General features: G+C 70.3%; 21 protein-coding genes and 1 tRNA gene. 16 read left to right on the forward strand and 6 right to left on the reverse strand.

Going from position 1 to position 22,919, the window contains the following annotated elements:
* Positions 1-25: 25 nt before the first annotated feature.
* The 7 genes from mutL to IE209_RS15415 all read left to right on the forward strand — a co-directional run bounded on the left by mutL (position 26) and on the right by IE209_RS15415 (position 9,817).
* Positions 26-1,942 carry a DNA mismatch repair endonuclease MutL gene (gene mutL, locus IE209_RS15385; protein WP_189687832.1) on the forward strand — a complete coding sequence of 639 codons (1,917 nt, stop codon included), beginning with the start codon at positions 26-28 and terminating at the stop codon, positions 1,940-1,942.
* Between the two features lie 81 nt (positions 1,943-2,023).
* Positions 2,024-2,914: an alpha/beta hydrolase gene (locus tag IE209_RS15390; protein WP_189687833.1), complete on the forward strand. Its 891-nt coding sequence runs from the start codon at positions 2,024-2,026 to the stop codon at positions 2,912-2,914.
* Positions 2,915-3,099: 185 nt separating this feature from the next.
* Positions 3,100-4,845: a methyl-accepting chemotaxis protein gene (locus IE209_RS15395; RefSeq protein ID WP_189687834.1), complete on the forward strand. Its 1,746-nt coding sequence runs from the start codon at positions 3,100-3,102 to the stop codon at positions 4,843-4,845.
* 251 nt (positions 4,846-5,096) lie between these two features.
* Positions 5,097-6,038, forward strand: a complete 942-nt coding sequence (miaA, locus tag IE209_RS15400; protein WP_189687835.1) for a tRNA (adenosine(37)-N6)-dimethylallyltransferase MiaA — start codon at positions 5,097-5,099, stop codon at positions 6,036-6,038.
* Positions 6,035-6,763 (forward strand): ABC transporter ATP-binding protein, encoded by a 729-nt coding sequence (locus tag IE209_RS15405; RefSeq protein WP_189687836.1) that lies wholly within the window; start codon positions 6,035-6,037, stop codon positions 6,761-6,763. The genes miaA and IE209_RS15405 overlap by 4 nt, the downstream gene beginning before the upstream one ends.
* Entirely contained in the window at positions 6,750-9,314 is a 2,565-nt protein-coding gene (locus IE209_RS15410; protein ID WP_189687837.1) for an FtsX-like permease family protein, read from the forward strand. The genes IE209_RS15405 and IE209_RS15410 overlap by 14 nt, the downstream gene beginning before the upstream one ends.
* Positions 9,311-9,817 (forward strand): retropepsin-like aspartic protease family protein, encoded by a 507-nt coding sequence (locus tag IE209_RS15415; protein ID WP_229882871.1) that lies wholly within the window; start codon positions 9,311-9,313, stop codon positions 9,815-9,817. Before IE209_RS15410 ends, IE209_RS15415 begins: the two co-directional genes overlap by 4 nt.
* 74 nt (positions 9,818-9,891) lie before the next feature.
* Here IE209_RS15415 and IE209_RS15420 read toward each other — a convergent pair.
* Positions 9,892-9,966 (reverse strand) — tRNA-Glu (locus IE209_RS15420).
* Between the two features lie 234 nt (positions 9,967-10,200).
* On the opposite strand from IE209_RS15420, the gene IE209_RS15425 reads away from it, so the two are divergent.
* Entirely contained in the window at positions 10,201-10,836 is a 636-nt protein-coding gene (locus tag IE209_RS15425) for a hypothetical protein (protein WP_189687838.1), read from the forward strand.
* Between the two features lie 290 nt (positions 10,837-11,126).
* On the opposite strand, the gene IE209_RS15430 is transcribed toward IE209_RS15425, so the two are convergent.
* Positions 11,127-11,633: a hypothetical protein gene (locus IE209_RS15430; RefSeq protein ID WP_189687839.1), complete on the reverse strand. Its 507-nt coding sequence runs from the start codon at positions 11,631-11,633 to the stop codon at positions 11,127-11,129.
* Positions 11,634-11,852: 219 nt separating this feature from the next.
* Here IE209_RS15430 and IE209_RS15435 point away from each other — a divergent pair, with 219 nt between their 5' ends.
* Positions 11,853-12,620, forward strand: a complete 768-nt coding sequence (locus tag IE209_RS15435) for a Crp/Fnr family transcriptional regulator (protein ID WP_189687840.1) — start codon at positions 11,853-11,855, stop codon at positions 12,618-12,620.
* A 5-nt stretch (positions 12,621-12,625) separates the two neighbouring features.
* Here IE209_RS15435 and IE209_RS15440 read toward each other — a convergent pair whose 3' ends face one another.
* Both IE209_RS15440 and IE209_RS15445 read right to left on the reverse strand, forming a co-directional pair.
* On the reverse strand, positions 12,626-14,719 hold the full coding sequence (locus IE209_RS15440; protein ID WP_189687841.1) for a PAS domain S-box protein: 2,094 nt from the start codon (positions 14,717-14,719) through the stop codon (positions 12,626-12,628).
* A 19-nt stretch (positions 14,720-14,738) separates the two neighbouring features.
* Positions 14,739-15,488 (reverse strand): response regulator, encoded by a 750-nt coding sequence (locus IE209_RS15445; RefSeq protein WP_189687842.1) that lies wholly within the window; start codon positions 15,486-15,488, stop codon positions 14,739-14,741.
* A gap of 246 nt (positions 15,489-15,734) precedes the next feature.
* On the opposite strand from IE209_RS15445, the gene IE209_RS15450 reads away from it, so the two are divergent.
* From IE209_RS15450 to IE209_RS15470, 5 genes are all read left to right on the forward strand, one after another.
* Positions 15,735-16,337, forward strand: coding sequence for a hypothetical protein (locus tag IE209_RS15450; RefSeq protein ID WP_189687843.1), 603 nt, complete (start codon positions 15,735-15,737; stop codon positions 16,335-16,337).
* 51 nt (positions 16,338-16,388) lie between these two features.
* Entirely contained in the window at positions 16,389-16,607 is a 219-nt protein-coding gene (locus tag IE209_RS15455) for a hypothetical protein (protein ID WP_189687844.1), read from the forward strand.
* A gap of 23 nt (positions 16,608-16,630) precedes the next feature.
* Positions 16,631-18,292: a putative bifunctional diguanylate cyclase/phosphodiesterase gene (locus IE209_RS15460; protein WP_189687845.1), complete on the forward strand. Its 1,662-nt coding sequence runs from the start codon at positions 16,631-16,633 to the stop codon at positions 18,290-18,292.
* 166 nt (positions 18,293-18,458) lie between these two features.
* Positions 18,459-18,899 (forward strand): hypothetical protein, encoded by a 441-nt coding sequence (locus IE209_RS15465; RefSeq protein WP_189687846.1) that lies wholly within the window; start codon positions 18,459-18,461, stop codon positions 18,897-18,899.
* Between the two features lie 67 nt (positions 18,900-18,966).
* Entirely contained in the window at positions 18,967-19,785 is an 819-nt protein-coding gene (locus IE209_RS15470) for a universal stress protein (protein WP_189687847.1), read from the forward strand.
* A gap of 84 nt (positions 19,786-19,869) precedes the next feature.
* Here the strand turns inward: IE209_RS15470 and IE209_RS15475 are convergent, their stop codons facing one another.
* Both IE209_RS15475 and IE209_RS15480 read right to left on the reverse strand, forming a co-directional pair.
* Positions 19,870-20,328, reverse strand: coding sequence for a universal stress protein (locus IE209_RS15475; RefSeq protein WP_189687848.1), 459 nt, complete (start codon positions 20,326-20,328; stop codon positions 19,870-19,872).
* A gap of 18 nt (positions 20,329-20,346) precedes the next feature.
* Positions 20,347-20,781, reverse strand: coding sequence for an Hsp20/alpha crystallin family protein (locus IE209_RS15480; protein WP_189687849.1), 435 nt, complete (start codon positions 20,779-20,781; stop codon positions 20,347-20,349).
* A 527-nt stretch (positions 20,782-21,308) separates the two neighbouring features.
* Between IE209_RS15480 and IE209_RS33860 the strand changes: the two genes are divergently transcribed.
* Together IE209_RS33860 and IE209_RS15490 are read left to right on the forward strand one after the other, a co-directional pair.
* Entirely contained in the window at positions 21,309-21,509 is a 201-nt protein-coding gene (locus IE209_RS33860; protein ID WP_229882872.1) for a hypothetical protein, read from the forward strand.
* 10 nt (positions 21,510-21,519) lie between these two features.
* Positions 21,520-22,902, forward strand: coding sequence for a phenylacetate--CoA ligase family protein (locus IE209_RS15490; protein ID WP_189687850.1), 1,383 nt, complete (start codon positions 21,520-21,522; stop codon positions 22,900-22,902).
* Positions 22,903-22,919: the final 17 nt, after the last annotated feature.

Consider the following 22,919-nt stretch of genomic DNA (forward strand, 5'->3'; position numbering starts at 1 on the left):
CTTCGGGCGGCCGGGCGGCCCTGAAATGACCGAACGCCGCCAGATCCGCGAGCTGCCCGACGAGCTGATCAGCCAGATCGCCGCCGGCGAGGTGGTCGAGCGTCCGGCCTCGGTGGTGCGCGAACTCGTCGACAACGCCCTCGACGCCGGCGCGCGCCAGATCGTGCTGCGCCTGCTGGCCGGTGGTGTGCGCCTGATCGCCGTGGAGGATGACGGCATCGGCATCCCCGTGGCCGACCTGCCGCTGGCGCTCAAGCGCCATGCCACCAGCAAGATCGGCAACCTGCAGGAGCTCGAGAGCGTGGCCACCATGGGCTTTCGCGGCGAGGCGCTGGCGGCCATCAACTCGGTGTCCGACATGGCGATCGCCTCGCGCACGGCCGAGCAGCCGCACGCCATGCTGCTGGACGGGCGCACCGGCGAGATGAAGCCCATCGCGCGCGCCGTCGGCACCACGGTGGAGGTCAAGGAGCTGTTCTTCAGCACGCCGGCGCGGCGCAAGTTCCTCAAGACCGATGCGACCGAGCTGGCCCACTGCATCGAGGCCGTGCGCCGCCACGCGCTGGCGCGGCCCGACGTGGGCTTCGCGATCTGGCACGAAGGCAAGCTGGTCGAGCAGTGGCGCGCCGCGACCGACGGCGACGATGGCGGCATGGACCAGCGCCTGGCCGACGTGCTGGGCGAGGAGTTCTGCGAGCGCTCGGTGCGGGTGGACTGGTGCAGCAGCGCGCAAAGCGAGGGCGGCGGGCCGCTGATCCGCGTGCGCGGCCGCGCCGGCATCCCGGACGCGGCGCGCGCGCGCGGCGACCACCAGTTCGCCTACGTCAACGGCCGCTTCGTGCGCGACAAGGTGCTCGCGCACGGCGCGCGCAGCGCCTACGAGGACGTGCTGCACGGCCAGCGCCAGCCGGTCTACGCGCTCTACGTGGACATGGACCCTACGCGCGTGGACGTGAACGTGCACCCGACCAAGATCGAGGTGCGCTTTCGCGACAGCCGCGAGGTGCACCAGGCCGTGCGCCGCGCCGTCGACCAGGCGCTGGCCGCACCGCGCGCCGCGCTGGCCCAGCCGGCGCCGCAAGCGCCATTGCCCGGCGTGGCGGCACCCGCGCCGGTGCCGATGCCGGCCTGGCGCCAGCCCGCCATGGCCTTCGCCGAGCCCGTGGCAGCGCCCGCGGCGGGCTTCACGCCCTGGAGCCCGGCTCCGGTGCCGGCCGTCGCCGAACCCATGCCGCGCTGGCAGGAGGCGGCCGACAGCGCGGTCGCCACGCTGCCCGAGCCGCCACCCGCTGCGCTGGCCCGGGCAGAAGCCCCCGTCCCGCAGCCGCGCGCCACGCCCGCACCGGACGAGGCGCCGGCCTGGCCGCTCGGCCGCGCCCTGGCCCAGCTGCAAGGCATCTACATCCTGGCCGAGAACCAGCAGGGTCTGGTGGTGGTGGACATGCATGCCGCGCACGAGCGCATCGTGTACGAGCGGCTCAAGGCGCAGGCCGACGATGCGGCCATGGCCAGCCAGCCGCTGCTGATCCCGGCCACCTTCGCGGCCACGCCGACCGAACTGGCGGCTGCCGAGGCCCATGCCGACACGCTGGCCCAGCTGGGCCTGGACGTGGCGCCGTTCTCGGCGCGCACGCTGGCGGTGCGCGCCGTGCCCGCCAGCCTGGCCCAGGGCGATGCCGTGGCGCTGGCGCGCAGCGTGCTGGCGGAACTGGCCCAGCACGAGGCCAGCGGCGTGGTCGAGCGGGCCCGCAACGAACTGCTCGCCACCATGGCCTGCCATGGCGCGGTGCGCGCCAACCGCCGGCTCACGCTGGAGGAAATGAACGGCCTGCTGCGCCAGATGGAGGCCACCGAGCGCTCCGACCAGTGCAACCACGGCCGGCCGACCTGGCGCCAGATCAGCGTGCGCGAACTCGACCAGCTGTTCCTGCGCGGGCGCTGAACGGTCGCCCGGCCTGGCCCTGATCGTGCTTGCGCTGCGTAGGATTGAACTTACGCCGCACTTCCGAAGTCTGTGCCTGCCATGCGCCGCTTATCCTTGATCGCCCTGCTGTGCTCGACCCTGTCCCTGGGTGCGGTCACGGGTTGCAGCCTGCTCGACGAACGCCAGCGCGACTGGATCTTCCAGCCCGGCGACCGCGCCTGGGGCGGCAGCGCCGCCAGTGCCGAGGGCATGGAGGAGGTCTGGATCGGCTTCGACTCCAAGGTCTCCAGGGAGCCCGTGCGGCTGCACGGCCTGTGGCTGGAGAACGAAGCCGCGCTGCACACCGACCCCGCGCAGGCGCCCATCCTGCTGTACCTGCACGGCGCGCGCTGGAACGTGCAGGGCTCTGCGCCGCGCATGCGCGCCATGCAGCAGCTGGGCTTCTCGGTGCTGGCGATCGACTACCGCGGCTTCGGCAAGAGCACCACCGAGCTGCCCTCCGAGGACCGCGCCTTCGAGGACGCCCGCGCCGCCTGGGACTGGCTGGCCGCGCGCTACCCCGACCGGCCGCGCTACATCTTCGGCCACTCGCTGGGCGGCGCCATCGCGATCGACCTGGCCTCCAAGGTCAAGGACGAGCGCGGCGTGCTCGTCGAAGGCACCTTCACTTCCATCCCCGAGGTGGCGGCCAGCATGAAGTGGGGCTGGCTGCCGATCGGCTGGCTCATCACGCAACGCATGGAGTCCATCCGCAAGGTGCCCCACATCGGGGCCCCGCTGCTGGTGGTGCACGGCTCGGACGACAGCCTGATCAAGCCGGACCTGGGCCGGCGCCTGTACGAGGCCGCGCAGGAGCCCAAGGCCTTCGTCGTGGTGGACGGGGGCACGCACCACAACACCATCGTGCGCGGCCAGGCGCAATACCGCGCGGCCCTGCACCAGTTGTTCGGCTGGCCCGCGAGCAGTGCGCTGGCACAGGCCGGCGAGTAGAGGGCTTTTCCCGAGTGTTGTTCTTTCGCTCAGCTTTCGTACAGCTGGGGCAAGCGAGTACCCCCGGTTAGCGGGCGAATGCCCATAATCGGCGCACCGTAGGCTCTCGGGAGGCTTGTTGTGCACCAAGAAGAAGTACGTGTCCGGACCTGGGGCGAGCAGTCCATCGCAGCCGGAGGTGCCGCATGAACGCGCTGCGCCAGCTGCGCATCGGCGCCCGCCTGACATTGGCCTTCAGCATCCTGCTGCTGATCATCGCCGTCAGCGCCGCCGTCGGCTATTGGCGGTTGCAGGAAACCGCCGCCGACGCCCAGCGCCTGGGCACGTACGACAGCGAGAAGCTGCGCCTGGCCGAGCGCTGGCGGCAGAACATCGAGATGAACTGGGTCCGCACCCAGTCCACGCTGCTCGAGTCCGACGTGGGCCGCATCCCGGCCTGGACGGCGCAGATGGACCGCACCTCCAAGCGCATCTCCGAGGTCAGCGAGCGCATCGGCCAGCTCGCCGTGACGCCCGAGGAAAAGGCCCTGATCGCCGAGATCAACAAGCGGCGCGAGGCCTACCGCGGACCACGTGCCGACCTGATCAAGCGACGCCAGGCCGGCGAGGATGTGGCGTCCCTGCTCAACAGCCAGCTGCGCCCCCTGGCCGACCAGTACGACGCCGCGCTGCAGCGCTTCGAGGAAGGCCAGCAGGCGATCTACGACGCATCGCTGCGTCAGACCGCCGAGCAGGCCGCGCTGGGCCAGTCCATCCTGCTCGGCTTCGCCATCGTGGCGCTGGGGCTGGTGGCCCTGTTCGCCTGGCTGCTCACGCGCAGCATCACGGGCCCGCTCGCGCAGGCAGGCAGCACGGCGCGCCGCGTGGCGGCCGGCGACCTGACCGAAGACATCCAGGTGCACGGCCGCGACGAGGCCACCACCCTGCTGGCCGCGCTCAAGGAGATGCAGCAGCAGCTGGCCAGCGTGGTCTCCGAGGTGCGGCGCAACGCCGAAGGCGTGTCCACGGCCAGCAGCGAGATCGCGGCGGGCAACAACGACCTGTCCGGCCGCACCGAGCAGCAGGCCTCGGCGCTGGAGGAGACGGCCGCCTCCATGGAAGAGCTGAGCTCCACCGTGCGCCAGAACGCCGACAACGCGCGCCAGGCCAACGCGCTGGCGGCCAATGCCTCGTCGGTCGCGAGCAAGGGCGGCGAGGTGGTTTCGCGCGTGGTCGAGACCATGAAGGGGATCCACGAAAGCTCGGACCGCATCGCCGACATCATCGGCGTGATCGACTCGATTGCCTTCCAGACCAACATCCTGGCACTGAACGCGGCCGTGGAAGCGGCGCGCGCCGGCGAGCAGGGCCGCGGCTTCGCGGTGGTGGCCAGCGAGGTGCGCAGCCTGGCCGGCCGCTCGGCCGAGGCGGCGCGCGAGATCAAGACGCTGATCGGCGCCAGCGTGGAGCGCGTGCAGCAAGGCACCACGCTGGTGGACCAGGCCGGCAGCACCATGGAAGAGGTCGTCGCCGCGATCCGCCGCGTCACCGACATCGTGGGCGAGATCAGCGCGGCCAGCAACGAGCAGAGCTCGGGCGTCGCGCAGATCGGCCAGGCCATCACCGAGATGGACCAGACCACGCAGAAGAACGCGGCCCTGGTCGAGCAGTCCGCCGCGGCGGCCGACAGCCTGCGCCACCAGGCCGCGCAGCTGGTGCAGGCCATGGCGGTGTTCCGGCTGCGCGACGGTGCCGTGCCGGCACCCGTCCGTGCCCCGGCCCCGGCGGCGCCCCCGCGCCCCGCCGCTGCGCCGGCGCCGCGCGTGGCCGCGAAGCCCGCCGCCGCACCGACGGCGGCGAAGCCCAGGCCGGTCGCCGCCGCAGCGCCCCGGGCACTGCCTGCCGCCAAGGCCCCGGCCAAGAGCGAAGAGGGTGAGTGGGAAAGCTTCTGAGCGGTTGAAGGCGCGCGCGGGGGACGTGTGCGGCGTGTGCGGCGTGTGCGGCGTGTGCGGCGTGTGCGGCGTGTGCGGCGTGTGCGGCGTGTGCGGGTATGGGCAGGGTGCGGCGTGGCTTTGCCACAATCGCGGGCCTGGCATGCCACGGCGTGCCGCCCGCCCCGCCCTGGACACCATGCGCCCTGCCCTGACCCACCTGCCCTGCCTGCCGCCCGCCACCGCGGCGCGGCGCTGAGGCCGCCAGCCCCGTGGACATCGACTGGATCGGCCTGGCCGGCCCCACGGCCTCCGGCAAGACCGCGGCCGCGCTGGCCATCGCGGCACGCCGGCCGGTGGAAATCGTCAGCGTGGACTCGGCCCTGGTCTACCGCGGCATGGACATCGGCACGGCCAAGCCCACGCCCGCCGAGCGCGCGGCCGCGCCACACCACCTGATCGACATCCTCGACCCGTCCGAGGCCTACAGCGCAGCGCGCTTCGTGGCCGACGCCACACGCCTGGTCGGCGAGATCCGCGCGCGCGGCGCCCTGCCCCTGCTGGTCGGCGGCACCATGCTGTACTTCAAGGCCCTCATCGACGGGCTGGACGCGATGCCGACGGCCGACCCCGCGCTGCGCGCCGCGCTCGAGGCCGAGGCCGCCGCGCGCGGCTGGCCCGCCATGCATGCCGAGCTGGCGCGGCACGACCCGGTCACCGCGGCCCGGCTGGCGCCCCACGATGCCCAGCGCATCCAGCGTGCGCTGGAGGTCTGGCGCCTGACCGGCCGGCCGCTGTCCTCCTTCCACGGCGCGCGCGCACTGAAGGCCGCGCCGCGCCACCGCCTCGTCACGCTCGAGCCCACGGAGCGCGGCTGGCTGCACGCGCGCATCGCAGAGCGCTTCGACGCCATGCTGGCCGGCGGCCTGGTCGACGAGGTGCGCGCCCTGCGCGCGCGCGGCGACCTGCACGCCGACCTGCCGTCCATGCGCTGCGTGGGCTACCGCCAGGCCTGGCAGGCGCTGGATGCGCTGCCCGACCGCGACGCCCCCTTGCCGGCGGCCGCGCTGGCCGCACTGCGCGAACAGGGCATCGCCGCCACGCGCCAGCTGGCCAAGCGCCAGATCACCTGGCTGCGCTCCATGCCGGCGCGCGAGGCCGTGCCCTGCGACGCGCCCGACGCCCTGGCCCAGGTGCTGGAGCGCATCGCATGAGCACCGCCGGGCCGCCCCAAGGTGCGCAGCACCGCAGCGCGCAGCGCGAAGGGACGCCGGTGCCGCCGGCCCTGGCCGTGGATGGTCTGGCCAAGCGCTATGGCGAGACCAGCGTGTTCGCCGATGTCACGCTGCGCGTGGCACCGGGCGAGTTCGTCGCCATCGTCGGCGAATCGGGCGTGGGCAAGTCCACCTTGCTCAACTGCATGGCCGGACTGGACCATTGGGACGCCGGCCGCGTGCTGCTGGCAGGCCGAGACCTGTCGGCCCTGGACGACGACGCGCGTGCGCGGCTGCGCCGGCAGGCGCTGGGCTTCGTGTTCCAGGCCTTCCACGTGCTGCCGCATCTGGACGTGGCGCAGAACGTGGCGCTGCCGCTGATGCTGCTGGGCCGGCACGACACGGACGCTGCGGTCCATGCCATGCTGGAGGCGGTCGGCCTGCAGGGCCTGGCCGCACGGCTGCCGCAGCAGCTCAGCGGCGGCCAGCTGCAGCGCGTGGCGATCGCGCGCGCGCTGGTGCACCGTCCGGGCCTGCTGCTGGCCGACGAGCCGACCGGCAACCTCGACCCCGGCACCGCGGCGCGCGTGATGGACCTGCTGATCGCCCAGGTCCGCGCGCACGGCGCCGCGCTCGTGCTCGTGACCCACTCCGAGGCGGCCGCTGCGCGCGCCGACCGCGTGCTGCACCTGACGGCGCAGGGCATCGCCGATGCGCCGCGCTGAAGCCCCCGCCGGCGTGCTGCGTGCGCTGCTGGCCAGCTTCTCGTGGCGCGAACTGCGCCAGCACCCCTGGCGCAACGCCGCCGCCGTCGTCGCCGTGATGCTGGGCGTGGCGCTGGCCTTCTCGGTGCACCTGATCAACGCCTCGGCGCTGGACGAGTTCGCCAGCGCCGTGCGCAGCGTCAACGGCCAGCCCGACCTGGAACTGCGCGCCACGCAGGGCGGCTTCGACGAGAACCTCTACGCGCGCGTGGCCGCCCATCCGCAGGTGCGCCATGCGAGCCCGGTGCTCGAGCTGCAGACCCTGGCCGGCTCGGACCGCAGCAGCCAGCGCGTGCCGCTGCGCGTGCTGGGCCTGGACGCACTGCGCGTGGCGGCCTTCGCGCCGCAGCTGCTGCCCGCGCCCACGCCCGGCCTGGCCGGTGCGCGCGAGGCCTGGTTCGCGCCGGCCACCGTGTTCCTGAACCCGGCCGCGCAGCAGGCCCTGGGCATGGACGGTCTGCAGCTGCAGCTGGGCCTGGCACTGCATCCGGTGCGGGTGGCCGGCACCGTCGCGGCCGGCGGCCCGGCGCTGGCGGTGATGGACATCGGCGCGGCGCAGGACCTGTTCGAGCGCCTGGGCGAGATCTCGCGCATCGACGTGCAGCTGGTGCCCGGCGCCGTGCGCGCGCAGGTGCTGGCCGAGCTGGCGCTGCCCTCCGCGGTGCGCGCCCAGACACCCGGGCAGGACGCGCAGCGCGTCAGCAACCTCTCGCGCGCCTACCGCGTCAACCTCACGGTGCTGGCGCTGGTCGCGCTCTTCACGGGCGCCTTCCTGGTGTTCTCGGTGCTGTCGCTGTCGGTCGCACGGCGCACGCGGCAGTTCGCGCTACTCGGCGTGCTGGGCCTCACGGGCCGTGAGCGGCAGTACCTGGTGCTGGCCGAATCGGCCGTGCTCGGACTGGCCGGCAGCCTGGCCGGGCTGGCGCTGGGCACGGCGCTGGCAGCGGCGGCCCTGCGGCTGCTCGGGGGCGACCTCGGCGGTGGCTACTTCAACCAGGCGGCGCCGCCGCTGCAGTGGAGCCCGGTGGCGGCCACCGTCTACGGGCTGCTGGGCATCGCCGCCACGCTGGCCGGCGGCTGGTGGCCGGCCCGCGCCGCGCAAGACCTGCCGCCGGCCCAGGCGCTCAAGGGCCTGGGCCTGGCCCCCGCCGGCCTTCGCCGCCAGCTGTGGAGCCTGCTGCTGCTCGCGCTGGGCGGCCTGCTCGCGCTGGCCCCGCCCGTGGGCGGCATCGCGCTCGGCGCCTATGTCTCGGTGGGCCTGCTGCTGGTCGGCGGCATCACGGCGCTGCCGCTGCTGATCCAGGCCTTGTACGACCGGCTGCAAGCGCGCGTGGCGCACCGGCTGCTGCCACTGCTGGCCGTGGAGCGCGCGCGGCGCGTGCGCGAGAGCGCGGCCGTGGCCGTCAGCGGCGTGGTCGCGGCGCTGAGCCTGGCCGTGGCCTTGACGGTGATGGTGGCGAGCTTTCGCGAGTCCATGATCGGCTGGCTGGACCAGGTGCTGCCGGCCGACCTGTACCTGCGGCCGGCTGCGGCGCCCGGCGATGCGCTGTTCTTCAGCCCCGAGACCGTGGAAGCGGTGGCCGCCAGCGAAGGCGTGGCCCGCGTGGCCACCACGCGCCAGCGCGCCGTGCAGCTGAGCCCGGAGCGGCCCGCCGTGCAGTTGCTGGCCCGCAGCCTCGCCGACCCGGCCAGCAGCCTGCCGCTGGTGGGCGCGGCGCTGCCGGTGCCGCCCGGCATGCTGGGCGTCTACGTCAGCGAGCCCATGGTCGACCTGTACGGCGCCGTGCCGGGCAGCCGGCTGGACGCGCTGGCCGCTGCGGCCTTTCCTCAGGCCGACACGCCGCCACTGTTCGTGGCCGGCGTCTGGCGCGACTACGTGCGCCAGTTCGGCGCGGTGGTGTTGCCGCAGCAGGCCTACCAGCAGCTCTCGGGCGACCGGCGCATCAACGACATCGCGCTGTGGCTGGCCCCCGGCACCGATGCGGCGGCACTGCAGCAGCGCCTGCGCGCCCTGGTCGAGGCACAGGCGAGCGGCGCCGGCGCGCTGCTGGAGTTCACCTCGGTCGGCGCGCTGCGCGCCAGCTCGCTGCGCATCTTCGACCGCAGCTTCGCCGTGACCTACTGGCTGCAGGCCGTGGCCATCGGCATCGGCCTGTTCGGCGTGGCCGCCAGCTTCAGCGCCCAGGTGCTGGCGCGGCGCAAGGAGTTCGGCCTGCTCGCGCACCTAGGCCTCACGCGCCGGCAGATCCTCGCCGTGGTGGCCGGCGAAGGCGCGGCCTGGACCCTGGTCGGTGCCGTCGCCGGCCTGGCCCTGGGCCTGGCCGTGGCGGTGGTGCTGGTGCACGTGGTCAATCCGCAGAGCTTCCACTGGACCATGGACCTGCACGCGCCCTGGGGCCGGCTGCTGGCGCTGTGCGGGGCCGTCGTCGCCGCGGGCACGCTGACGGCCTGGCTCGCCGGCCGCGCGGCGGCCGGTCGTGACGCGGTCATGGCCGTCAAGGAGGACTGGTGAACACGCAGCGCGGCATGGTGCTGCGCGGCGCGCTCGCCATGGTGGCCTTCTGGCTCGCCGTGATGGCGCTGCTGTACTGGGCCATGGACCGCTGGCAGCAGCCGCGCGCGGCGCGCGTGACGGCCACGGGCGAACTGCTGATCCCGCGCCATGCCGACGGGCATTTCCGCATCCCCGGCACCATCAACGGCGAGCCCGTGCTGTTCCTCGTCGACACCGGCGCCAGCGTGGTCGGCGTCAGCGAAGCCCTGGCCCGCCGCGCCGGCCTGCAAGGCGGCGAGCCCGCCAGCTTCCACACCGCCAACGGCGTGCGCGAGGGCCGCATGGTGCGGGCCGGCCGCATCGAGTTGCAAGGCGGCGCCAGCGTGCGCGACCTGCGCGTGGGTGTGGGCCTGGCGCTGGGTGACGACGACGCCCAGGCCCTGCTGGGCCAGAACTTCCTGCAGCACTTCGAGGTCCGCATGGACCGCGACAGCATGCGGCTACGCCCACGGGACCCGTGAGGCTGCGATCGGAAAGGGGGAGCACCGCGGTGCGAGAGACGCGCCCTGCAATGGGTGCAGGGGCTGAAGAATCCTGGAGGAGCTACGGGGAATCGAACCCCGCTTCTCAGAATGAAAATCTGATGTCCTAACCGATAGACGATAGCTCCGGGAAGCGCGCATCATACCCCAGAAAGTGGGTCCATTCGCCGCACGCCATCCACAAAGCTCCAGCAAGCGCAGCAGCGGCGACGCGCCCTCCTACATCGCCGTCATGCTTTTGCCACGTGCGTGGCTTAGGGTGGACCGGTAGACTCGCGGGGATGTCCAAGGACCTTCCGGCTGCCCTGCCGTCCCGAGGCGTACGGGGCGACCCTGCGCCAGGCCTGGACCGGATGCGCGCCGTGCTGCTGCTGGCCGGCGCGGCCAGCATTCCGGTCGGCTTGCTGCTCCCTGCGCATTGGGGTTGGGAGAACAGCTGGATCGAGAACCTTCAAGTGCTCATCCTGCTCCTGGGATTCTCTTGCGCTGCCATGTTGCTGCGCCGGTCCCCCGGTCGCCGGGACCGCCTGCTCTGGCTGGGCATCGCGCCGGTCTGGCTGCTGGTCGCCGCCCGCGAACTCAGCTGGGGCGCCGTGTTCGCCGAGCCGCTGGCCTTCACGGCCGAGGGACCGCAGTTCTCGTCGAACACGCTCTGGTTCAAGCCTTACGTCTATGGGCTGGCCGGGGCCGCGCTCGGCACATGCGCCGGCTTGCTGGCCGCCGCCCGGCTCGACCGCGTGATCGGGCAGATGCTCCGCCATGGCGCGTTCCCCTGGGCCGAGGCGCTCGTGGTCCTGCTGGCGGCCATGGGATCGTCGCTGGCCGAAGGCCACCTGGGCTGGGACGCCAATGCGCTCGGAGACCAGGCCCAGGTGCTGGAAGAGCTGCTCGAGCTGGTGGGCTACATGGCGCTGGTGCTGGCGCAGGCCAGGGTGGCCTGGTCCCTGCGGAGCACGGCGCAAGAAGACGTCCGAAGCGGACGCGGCACGCGGAAATGAAAAAGCCGGGCGGTCTCACATCCGAGATGCAACACCAAGCCTTTGCTGATCCATTCATGGATCGTCGCGTCGCGCTGCTCGGCCATGCCTTGCACAAGTTCGCGCATGGCCCGGATGGGCTGCGCCAGTCGAGTGTGGCCCGCGGCCGCTTGTTCAGCAGGTCAGCGATGGCGTCCAGTCCTTCTGGCTGTAGACCGACAGGTCCGTGTCCTTGGGCGCTCGCCTGCGATCACCCCGTCGCAGTGCCATCGCCCCCCGGCCAGGCCAGCCGTGTTCCCTATGGAGGCCGCCTACGACATGCTCTGCATCACCAGCGCTTGCAGGATGCGGTGCCGCTTGTGTTGCAGTGGGTCGGCTCCCGCCAGATGCTGAGCCAGCGCATCTGCATGGGCGGCCGCGCCGATGTAGCCGGCTCGAACGGCAACGGTGGCGGATCGCGCCAAACGGTCGACCACTGCGTCGGGCAGGCCATCGCACACGACCGCATCGTACAGGCGGCTGAGCAGCCTGGCGGTGTCCTCGACCGTCTGCGGCGCGCTGTTCAGGTGCAGATCGGACACCAGCACTGCCACGTTGGCTCCCAGGCCAGAGGCAGCGTTTCGGAAGTCTTCCAGTCCAGCAACATGCCTGCTGGCACAGAGCAGCACGAGATTGCGATGTTTGAACGGCGCCGGCCGGGAACCTGACATCGGCGCATGCCCCAAGCGCCGGGCACATTCGAGCACTGTGTCGAGAGCCGGCCACGCAGGATCCAGGCGCGGGAGGTGCGCAGCAAGCGGTTTGGAGGCGTTGAGCATGTGGCGGTCATGGCTGGTGCCGGATGCCCAAGACTAGAGGCATCGGGCGGGCGGTCCGTTGTTCTCCGTCAAACACTGCAGCATGGGCCGCCGGCCGAACGCCTGATACACGCGGTTCACGCAGTGTTACGGAGCAGTTCCAAGCGTTGGCACGGCCGTGCAGTGCGATGCCTAGCATTGGTGCTCGAGCCATCCTTAGTCGACTGCCAGGAGCACCCCATGTTCAACGCCATCGAAGAGGTTCGCGACCGCACCCACTGGTTGAGCGATGTCGATCCGCTCCGACATCCGGGGGCGCCAGATGCGCGCATCGCGTTCAGTCAACGGATCGTGCAGACCCTCGACCTGGTGCAATCCTCCGCGGCATTGCAGCGTCGCCTGGTGCACGCGGGCGACACCATCTACCAGGCCGGGCAAGCCTTCGAGAATCTGCACATCCTGAGCACAGGGTGCGCCAAGATCGTGAGCCTGAGCGCCGACGGCCGCGAACAGGTCGTCGGCTTCAAGTTCAAAGGCGACTGGATGGGTTTCGACGGCATCGCGGACGCTTGCCATCGCTGCGATGCCATCGCCATGGACACCGGAGAGGTCTGGACCATCGGCTACGACGCTTTGCTGGCCGGCTGCGCCAAAGCGCCCGCACTGCTCAAGCTGCTCCATGCGGCCATGAGCCATGAGATCGCGCACGACCGCGACTCATTGATGTCGGTCTGCACCTTGCCTGCCGAAGCCCGCGTCGCGGATTTTCTGCTGCAATGGGTAGAGTCCATGGCCAAGCGGGGCCTGCGCACCGATGCGATCACGCTCAAGATGACGCGCGCAGAGATCGGGAACTACCTGGGCATGGCACTGGAAACCGTCAGCCGCACGCTGTCCCGCCTTGCGCGCGAGAACATCATCGACTTCGTGGAAAAGGGACGACGCGACCTGCGCATCGCCGACCCCCAGGCGCTGCAGGGCTTCGTCCGGCGTTACGGGGTCGTTTGACCGCCTCAGGCCGATCGCTGGGCTTGCGCCGCCAGCACGCGCGCGATGGCCTGCGCCAGCTGTTGCCGCGAGAACGGCTTGGCAAGGACCTCCCAGCTGGAAGATCCGTGTCCCTCTGCATGGACCAGCTCGGCCGAGAAGCCGGACATCAGGAGCACGGGCAGATCGGCCAACTGCCGCGCATGCCGTGCCAGGTCGGTGCCGCGCATTCCCTGACCGAGCGCGATGTCGGTCAACAGCAGGTCGAAACGTCCATCTCCTTGCAGCTCTGCCAGGGCTTCCTCAGCGCTGAACACCTGGGTAACGACGCAGCCCATCGTTGTCAGGAAGCTCCGCACCACCTGCCGGACCTCAGGATCGTCCTCCACCATCAAGACCTTCAGCGCCGAAGGCAGGCGCGTCGCGTCCGCTTCGGCCTCGCCAGCACAGGGAAGCGCGCGCCCTCCCCGTGGCAGGTACAGCGCGAGGGTCGTTCCCACCTGCGGGACGCTGTCGATGGCGACGGCACCACGTGACTGCTTGACGAAGCCATAGACCGTGCTCAGCCCCAGGCCAGTTCCACGGCCCTTGTCCTTGGTGGTGAAGAACGGCTCGAATGCGTGTTCGCGCACGTGTTCGCTCATGCCGCATCCGGTGTCGGAAACGCTGATCAGCACGAAGCTCTCCGCGGTGGCGGTCGGGTCGTCGAGCCCGAGGCGAACGGAGGCCGGCAGTGTCTGGCAGGGTTCGGCGCTGAAGGTCAGCGTCCCGCCCTCCGGCATGGCGTCCCGAGCGTTGATCGCGATGTTCAGCAAGGCCGATTCGAGCTGGCCAGGGTCAGCGAGCACCTGCGGGCAGTCGGCGGATTGCTGCAACGCGATGCGGACGCGCTGGTCCAAGGTACGTCGCAGCATGTCCACGAGCGACTGCATCAAGGCCCCGAGATCGACCGCCGTCGGCTGCAACACCTGTCGGCGCGAGAACGCCAGGAGCTTGCCCGTCAGTTCCGCGGCACGGCGGCTCGCGCGCGCGGCGGCGGCCAGCAACTCCGGAGCCACCCCATCCGATCGCAACGCGGGCAGCTCGTCCAGCACCTGGAGATTGCCCTGGATCACGGTCAGAAGGTTGTTGAAGTCGTGCGCGATGCCCCCGGTCAACTGACCCACGCTCTCCAGACGCTGCGCGTGGTTCAGCGCTTCCTCGGATTGCGCGCGTTGCAAACTGGTCGACAGCAGGCTGGACAAGGATTCAAGAAAGCGCTTCTCCTCGTCGCCGAAGCGCTTGGGTGTCCGCGAGCGCACGGCCAGTGTGCCGATGACGCGGCCGCGGTCGTACAGCGGCACGGCCAGGGCACTGACCAAGCCCGCCGCAAGGTAAGCCGGGGGAACACGAAAGCGGCGTTCGCTGCGGTAATCCTCCACTGTGATGGCCTCGCCTTGGAGCAGCAGGAATCCCGCCGCCTTGTCCGGGTGCGCCCCAAGGCGCGCGCCGACCTCCTCGCCGGGCAGCAGGCCGACGCCACCTGCCACGCGGAACTCCTGGCGGTCGGGGTCCAGCAGCACGACCATTGCCAAGGGCACCTGCAGGGCTTGTGCGGCGATGGCCGGTGCGATCTCCATGAGCACATCCGCCTCCCGCGCGTCCACCGCCTGGCGCCCGAAGTTGGCGAGGTGCTCGCTGTAGCGGGCACGTTGCAGGGCCTGTTGCACGCGTGGGTATGCGCCGATGCCGCGGATCGCAGCCACCACCAGAGGCAGGCCATCCCCCTGCAATGGGCTCAGCGCGATCTCCACCATGACCTCGCTGCCGTCCTTGTGCTTGGCGACCAGGTCCATCTGCGTGCCCATGGGCCGTGCGCGCGGCGCCCGCTCGTAGCCCTGCCGATAGGCCGCATGGCGTGGACGGATGCCGTCCGGCACCAGTGCATCGACGTTCAGCGCAACGAGCTCCTCGCAGCGATAACCCAGCAGCGCCGCCGCCGCCGGATTGGCCATGGCGATCCGGCCCGTGTGTTCGACCACGAGCAAGGCATCCGGGTATGCGGCGAAGAGCGAGCGAAAGACCGTGCGTTCGTCGATGCCTGCCGCAAGCGCCAGGGCTGGAGGCGGTGCGGATGGCATGGCTTTGCAGGCAATGCCATCAGCAGCGGCTGACGGCCGGAACGAAGACGTAGCCCACACCGCGGACCGACTTGATGATCTGCGGGAACTCGGGATCCGCTTCCATCTTCTTGCGCAGGCGCCCCACCTGCACGTCCACGGTGCGGTCAAATGGTCCGGCCTCGCGGCCGCGGGTCTGGACCAGCAAGACGTCGCGGGACAGGACCCGTCCCGGCCGCCGCGCGAACACGCAGAGCAGTTCGAACTCGCCGGTCGTCAGCGGAACCTCGTGGCCTCGCGGATGCGTCAGCGTGCGGCTGGCGGTGTTCAGTTGCCAGCCCTCGAAGGCCAGCGTCTCGGCCGCGGCAACGCCGACGCGCGCTGCCGGCTGCGAAGCGGGGCTGCGCCGCTCTGGCGCCTGCTGCACCCGCCGCAGCACGGCCTTGACCCGCGCGACCAGTTCGCGCAGATCGAACGGCTTGGTCACGTAATCGTCCGCACCGACCTCCAGGCCCACCACCTTGTCCACAGGGTCGCAGCGGCCCGTGACGATGACCAGGCCGCAGCGCCAGTGCTCGCGCAACTGCCGGGCGATGGAGAACCCGTCTTCGCCCGGGAGCCCGAGATCCAGCAGGACGACGTCGGGCGCGTCCTGCGCCATCAAGGCCATGAGCGAAGCCCCGTCATGGACCTGGGACACGCGGAAACCATGGCCTGCCAGGTACCGGGCCAGCAGGGCCGTGATGTCGACTTCATCGTCGACGACAACAAGATGGACTGCGGTGCTCACGTCTGTGGAAGGACGGTCGGGTGCGTCCAGTTTAGTCAGCAAGGCTGTTTTGGGCGAGCGTCCGGGACGAACGGCGCACGCCCGGCGCGTCCACGCTTGGCGCAGTGCAAGCCTCCGATGGCCTGGGGCTTGGGCCTGCCGACGCCAAAGCGCACGCAGGACGAGGGGCGCTTGCCAATCCCTGATCGGCGTCAAACGCATGCGCGCGCATCCACGTAAGGTAGGCGCTTTCAGCGGAGACCGACCATGGCCATTTCCAGACCATTGCTTTTTCTGTACGCCGCCTTGATCGCAACGGCCGCGTGCGCAGCCTCCACTACCCCCGCGACTCCACCGGCCTCTGCCTCCCGGAACAAGGAGGCGAACACGGAAGGAATGGGCCGCGCCGCAGAGGCCGCGCAGTCGGCAGCAGTGCGCGCTCATGCGGCTGCGGAGCGCAGCAAGGAGGTGGTGGGGGATCTGAGCAAACGAACCGCACTGGCGATCGTGCATCTTGCAGCGAAGGCCGACGCGGCGGCGCGGGCCGCTGCCAGCCAGTGGCGCGAGCAGGTGAAGCTTGCACGCAGCGAAGCGCGCGAAGAGATCGAGCGGGTGGACGAGCAGCTGCGGCAGGCCGCGCAGGCCAGCGCGCAGGCGCTGGACCGCGCGAAAGAAGCTGCACGAGCCAGCGTGCACAAAGGGGAGCAAGAAGCAGAGCGCGCCGCCGCTGCCGCCCGCGAAGCACTTGCACGCGCCGAGGCAACCGCAAATGACGCCGCCCGAGCGGCTGCCGACGCCGCCCGCAAGGCGCTCAAGCGACCGGGCCGCAAGCATGACACCACCGAAGACCAGCCCGGCGACCCGGCTTGAGCGACCCGGGGGCGAAGGCCCAGCGCACGCCCATCCTCTACCAAGGAACGCATGACCGTCACCGCCGCACCAGCAGCTGAACCGCAAGCGTCGGCGCTGCCAGACCTGGGCAATCCCCTTGCGCATGGCAGCTGCATGGTCGGCGGCCGGCCGGCCGCACTGTCCGATCTGCGGGTTCCCATCGCTGCCGTCGGCACGCTCACGCACCGCAGCTCCCCCTGGCGATCGGTCTGCAAGCTGCACCGGCCTGGGAGCGACGTGGCGACATGACCCCGTACCACGAACAACCCGAGGTGCTGGCCCAGGCGATCATCGCGTCGGCGCCGGACGGGATCTTGCTTGTCGACGACAGCAACCACATCCTGCTGGCCAATTCAGCAATGGAGAAGATCTGCGGCTACACGCGCACCGAGCTCGTGGGGCAGCCGGTGGAAATCTTCCTGCCGCCCCAGGCCCGGGAGCGCCACCGGACCAACGTCCAGCGTTATGCAGCCAACCCACAGCAGCGCCCCATGGGCATGGTGGAGAATCTGTCATTGCAGCACAAGAGTGGCCGCATGGTCCCGGTCGACATCGCCCTCGGGCAGGTGGTCCGCGACGGCGGTCAGGCCACCGTCGTCTTCGTGCGCGACATCACCGGCATCAAGGAACTGCAACGCCAGATGCAGTTCCACGCCACACGTGACACGCTGACGGGCCTCGCCAACCGCTGGATGTTCAACCAACACCTGGCGCAGGCGTTCCGGCAGATGGGGCGGCAGCCCGGCAAGCTGGCCTTGCTGCTGCTGGACCTGGACGACTTCAAATCCGCCAACGACCGCCACGGCCATGCCGTGGGCGACCTGGTCCTCGTGGAGGCCGCCCGGCGCATTGCCGCGTCCGTGCGCACCGGGGATGTCATTGCCCGGCTGGGCGGTGACGAGTTCGTCGTGCTGCTGCGAGAGATCGGAACCTCGGACGCGGTGGTCGTGGCCGAGAAGATCGTGGAAGCACTTGCGCAACCATGCATGGTGGAAGGCCACGGCATCACGCTGGGTGGCAGCATCGGCATCGCGTACTGTCCGGACGATGCCCAGGACGCAGACACCTTGATGCGGTATGCCGACATGGCCATGTACCGCGCCAAGTCGCTGGGCCGCGGGCAATGCGCCGTCTACTCCGCAAGCATGGCACAGCAGATCGCCCATCGCGCTCGGGTGCGCGACCGGCTCAAGCTCGCGCTGGACGCTGGAGAGCTGCAGCTGTGCTACCAGCCGCAGATCCGTCTGCCTGGGCAGACAGTGACGGGCGTCGAGGCCTTGCTCCGGTGGACCGACGCGGAGCTGGGCGAGCAACACCCGGCAGACTTCATCCCGATCGCCGAGAGCGCCGACCTGATCGTGCCGATCGGCGAATGGGTCATCGAGATGGCCTGCCGACAAGCCGTCGCATGGCGCGATGCGGGCATGCCGCTACGGGTCGGCGTCAACCTGTCGGCCAGGCAGTTCCGCAACGAAGCCCTGGCCGACCAGATCCGGACGACCTTGGAACGCCATGGGCTGGATCCTGCGTTGATCGAGCTGGAGATCACGGAGTCGGAGGCCATGGCAGACCCCAAGCGAACCGGGCAACTGCTCAAGCGGCTGCGAGGACTGGGTGTGGCCATCGCGCTGGACGACTTTGGCACAGGACATTCGTCGCTGGCCTACCTGCGCGAGCTGCCCGTCACCCGGTTGAAGATCGACAAGGCGTTCATCCGTCCGATCGGCGAGCCTGGGAGCGAGACGGTGCTGGTGAAGGCGATCCTGGCATTGGCCTCCACCCTGGGCCTGGAAGTGGTTGCGGAAGGCGTGGAGACCCGCGCCCAACTGGACTTCCTGCGTGACAACGGCTGCAACGCCTACCAAGGTTGGCTGTTCGCCAAGGCCGTGCCGGCGGAGCGCGTGACGGCGCTGGTGCAGGCCATGCAGCGCTGAAACTTGCGCAACGTCAAACGGCGCTGCGACGGGCTCTCTAGAGTTGCCTCCATGTCAAGGAGAGATCGCCATGGCCCGCAGTATTCCCGCCCCTTCCAATGCTCACATCGCCTCCCATCCGCCAGAAGTCGCCCGCGACGCTGCCGCAGCCGCCGTGGATGCGGAGGTGCAAACGCACCACCGCTTGCTGCTGTGCCTGGAGCAATCGCGGCGTGCACAGCTCCAGATGGTGCACGACTGCATGCGCGACATGCTGGGCACAGCCCGAACCCTGTCGACCAGTACCGACCAGGGCCAGTGGTTGCAAGCGTCGACGGCATTGGCCTGGGGCCTGTGCGCGCGCGGCCTGTCGGCCCAGGCCACGATGTCGGCCGCCTGGTCCGAGTTCCAGCGTTCGGTTCTCGACCAGGCGCGCACCAGCGGAGAGGTCGCCCAGGCCGGCAACTGGCCCTTGGCGTCAGCGCAGCCGGCCACGCCGGGCAAGCCCAGCGCTGAAGGTGCCGATCCGCAATGGCTGACGCAAGCGATGCGAAACTGCGAGAAGCTGGCGACGGCCTGGACGTCCGCATGGATGCCCGGCAGCCTGCAGACCGAGACACCCCGCTGAAACAGTCGGCGCTGGCCTGCGCGACAGCGGCCGGCGCCACCGTCGCATCTTTGGTGGAGGGCATCCCATGACCGTCATCCAGTCGATCCTGCTGCATCTGGACAGTTCCGCCCTGTGCGCGGAGAGAGCGCGCATAGCGCACCGCCTTGCGCAGCAGTTCTCCGCACAGGTGAGCGCCGTCTACAGCGTGACGCCCTCGGTGCTGCGCTATCCGATGGGCCTGGACGGGCCTGCCGGTGCGCTGGGCTTGGAGGAGTACGACGCGCAGTGCCGCCGTGACGCCGGTCGTCTGCTCAGGGATGTCGACGCGAACGTGGAGCGCATGCGGTGGGAAGACGTCCCCGGGGACGCCATCGCCGAGTTCGAGCGGCGCGCCTTCTATGCCGACTTGGTGGTGCTTGGCCAGCGCGCGAACGATTCTGCGCTGGCGGCGCAGACCCCTGCGGACTTCGTGCCCCGGCTGGTCGTGCACAGTGGGCGGCCGTGCCTGGTCGTCCCCTGCGTGGGCTCCTTTCCCGTGGTGGGCCGCACGGTCGTCATTGCCTGGAAGCAGACGCGCGAAGCCGCGCAGGCGGTCACAGCGTCCCTGCCCTGGCTGCGCACGGCGCAGGCGGTGCACGCCCTCGGCTACGGCGAAGGCGCGGCGGATCCGCTCACACGGCTGCAGGCCTACCTGCAAGGCCACCACGTGAACATCACGATCCACCCGGACCCGGGACGAGACGTCGATGTGGGAGAGGACTTGCTGTCCCGGTCGGCAGACCTCGCCGCAGACCTGATGGTCATGGGTTGCTACGGCCGCTCCAGGGCACGCGAATGGGTGCTGGGCGGCGTCAGCCGCTCGGTCCTGCGCGGGATGACCATCCCCGTGCTGATGGCCCATTGACCGCAGGCGTGGTGGCCGGGGCCATGCAGCCCCCGGGCAGCTGCGGTCTGCGCGGGCCTCCGGATGGCCGACATCCCGTGCGGCTCAGCTGTCCTGGTCAGGCGCCCGGCCCCGGACGGTCAGAACGGGCACCTTGGAGAAGCGGATGATCTGTTCCGCGCCGCTTCCCAGCAGGACGCGGCCCAGGCCGCGCCGGCCGTGGCTGCCCACGACGACCAGGTCGGCCTTCCACTGGCTCGCCTCTTCCGCAACGGACTGCCCCAGCCGCTGACCCTCCCGGTCGATCAGGTGGGAGCTGGCGTCGATGCCGGCGGCGCGGCAGATCTCCAGGCCCTCGGTGAGCACACGGTCCGCATCCCTCCTGGCCTGGTCCAGCAGCGCAGGGCCGTACTCGTACCCGCTGAGGTACACCAACGCGTCCAGGCAGTGCAGCAGCCGCAGTTGGGCGCCTGTACCGTGCGCCAGCTCGAGTGCCGTCGCCAGGGCCGCCTTGGACGTTGCACTGCCGTCCAGCGGAACCAGGATCTTCGTGAACGTGGACATGGTGGTGAGCCCGCGTCTTCAGGAGATCTGCAGCACCGAGCCCTTGGCCTGGGCTCGCTTGGGCAAGGTCAGCGTCAATACACCGTCCTTGAACACCGCGGCGGAGTTCTTGTCGTCCACCTCGCAGGCCAGCGTGAACCCGCGGGCCATGCTGCCGTAGTAGCGTTCGCGCGTCAGCACACGCTCGCCGTCCTTGGTTTCCTTCTCGTCCTTGACCTCGGCGCTGATGGCGACGTAGTTGCCCTCGATCTGCACGCGCAGGTCTTCCTTCTTCGCACCGGGCACCTCGGCCTTGACCGTGTAGCGCTCGTCCGTCTCGCTCACGTCGATCTTGATGTCTGCGCCGTCGCGCAGGGCGGGCAGGTCCGTCCGACGCATGACGCGCCGGAACAGGTCCGAGAACGGGTCGGCCATCAGGTCTTCCAGACGGTCGAATCTTGTCAATGCACTCATGGTTAGCTCCTTGGGTTGAATGAACTGGTTTCAGAACTCCGCTGGAAATCCACTGTAGAGACCTCGCGCGCAGGCGGCTTGCGCGGCATCAAGCTCGTCGCGTCCCGCACGCGCCGCAGCTTGCGGTGGACGTCAACGGCGCGCGGTGGAGTAAGCCCAGCAGCGGTGCGAGCCATGCTACGCAGGCCACCACGTCGACGCTCTGACGGGCGTCAAACCAAGACGCAGGCCAGCCAGACGACGCCAGGGTGCAGCGCAGTCTGGCGACGCAGTCTCCGCCAGACTGCGCATCTGCGCGGCGCTGGCACCGCGGTCCGAAGCATCGGCGCAGAGGGAAGCGCCGCGTCCGACACGAAACCTTGACGCCCCGCACAGCGTGCGCACCGGTGCCGGAAACGGCGTCGGCGCTGCGCTGGTTTGTTCTGGCGCAAGTCCCGAACGCCGGCTGTGCCTAGACTTTTTGGCGCGGGAGTTGACGTGCCGCGCCGCGGCAGTCCTGCACAGCAACACAGCGCAAAGTAAACACCATGAAGACCGACGTGCAACTGAAGGACGACATCCTGGCCGAGCTCAAGTGGGCCCCTGATGTCCACGCAACCGATGTGGGCGTGATCGTCAAGTCACCCTGCGCGGCAACGTGCACTCGTGGGCACGTGGTCAATGCATTGACGGTCGACCAGGTCGGCCTGAGAGGCTTCGCACGGCGCGCCCGGTCACCATCCCGCTGAGCACGATCCGATGTTGCCTGCGTTCGATCCTGTCCAGAGTTGCGCGGTCGCGTTTGACGTGATCGCGGCGGGATACGCGAACGCCCCGTCCCTGGACAGGCGCCGGGAGATGCGGCTCGCGATGCTGCTGGCAGCGGCCGTCGAGCGCTCGCCGTTGTACCGTCGGGCGTGCGGCGGCACCCGGAATGTTCCGGCGCTGCAGGATTTTCCCGTGGCGACCAAGGCCGACCTCATGGCGCGCTTCGACGAATGGGTCACCGACCGCCGCCTGGATCTCGAGTCGGTGCGTCGTTTCGTGGCCGACCCCGCGCGCATTGCCGAGCCGCTGCGCGGCCGCTACACGGTGTGGGAGAGTTCAGGGAGCAGCGGACAGCCCGGTCTCTTCGTCCAGGATGCCAAGGCCATGGCGGTGTACGACGCACTGGAGGCGTTCAGGCGCCCCCCGCAACTGGCGTGGCCCCAGCTGCTCGATCCGATGCTGCTGCTCCAGCGGCTGGCATTCGTCGGCGCGACAAACGGACACTTTGCAAGCTTCGTGTCGCTGGAACGCATGCGGCGTCTGAACCCCCTGGCGGCAATGCGTTGTCGCAGTGTGTCGTTTCTGCAGCCGGTCCGCCGCATCGTCGCGCAGGTCGATGCCTGGTCTCCAGCGGTGCTGGCCACCTATCCCAGCGCGGCGGTCATGCTCGCCGAGGAGAAGACCGCAGGGCGGTTGCAGTGCAAACCGCAAGAAATCTGGACGGGCGGCGAGAATCTGACGCCGGCCATGCGCGCGTTCATCGCCACGGCGTTCGGCTGCCGTGTACTGGACAGCTACGGTGCTTCGGAGTTCCTGGCGCTGGCATGCGAATGCAGCCATGGCCGCTTGCACCTCAACAGCGACTGGGCGATCCTGGAATCGGTGGACCGGGAAGGCCGCGCGGTGGCGCCCGGAACGGCAGGCCACCGAACGCTGCTGACCAATCTGGCCAACCACGTGCAACCCATCATCCGTTATGACCTCGGCGACCGCACGGTGCTGCACGCGGCGCCGTGTGCGTGCGGCTCCGCACTGCCCGCCATCGAGGTCTGCGGCCGTGAGGACGACGTGCTCCATCTCGGGAACGCCGAAGGGTCGCCCGTCAGCGTGCTCCCGCTGGCGCTGTGCACGGTGCTGGAGGAACAAGCCGGACTGTTCGATTTCCAGATCCATCAGGTGCACCGGTGCGAACTGGAACTGCGCGGCGGACCCGGAACGAGCGAAGCGGCGCACACCCTGGCGCGCGCCAAGCGTGCGCTCGAAGACTATCTTCGTGGCAGCGGCGCCCACGGCGTGCGCATCCGCTGCATGCATGGCGTGCCCCTGCGCAAAGGCCGCAGCGGAAAGGTGCAGCGCGTGGTGGGCATGTCTTGAGGCCCGGCGTCAGCCAA

It is taken from the genome of Pseudorhodoferax aquiterrae (genome assembly GCF_014652235.1).
GTDB classification, from domain to species: Bacteria; Pseudomonadota; Gammaproteobacteria; order Burkholderiales; family Burkholderiaceae_C; genus Pseudorhodoferax; species Pseudorhodoferax aquiterrae.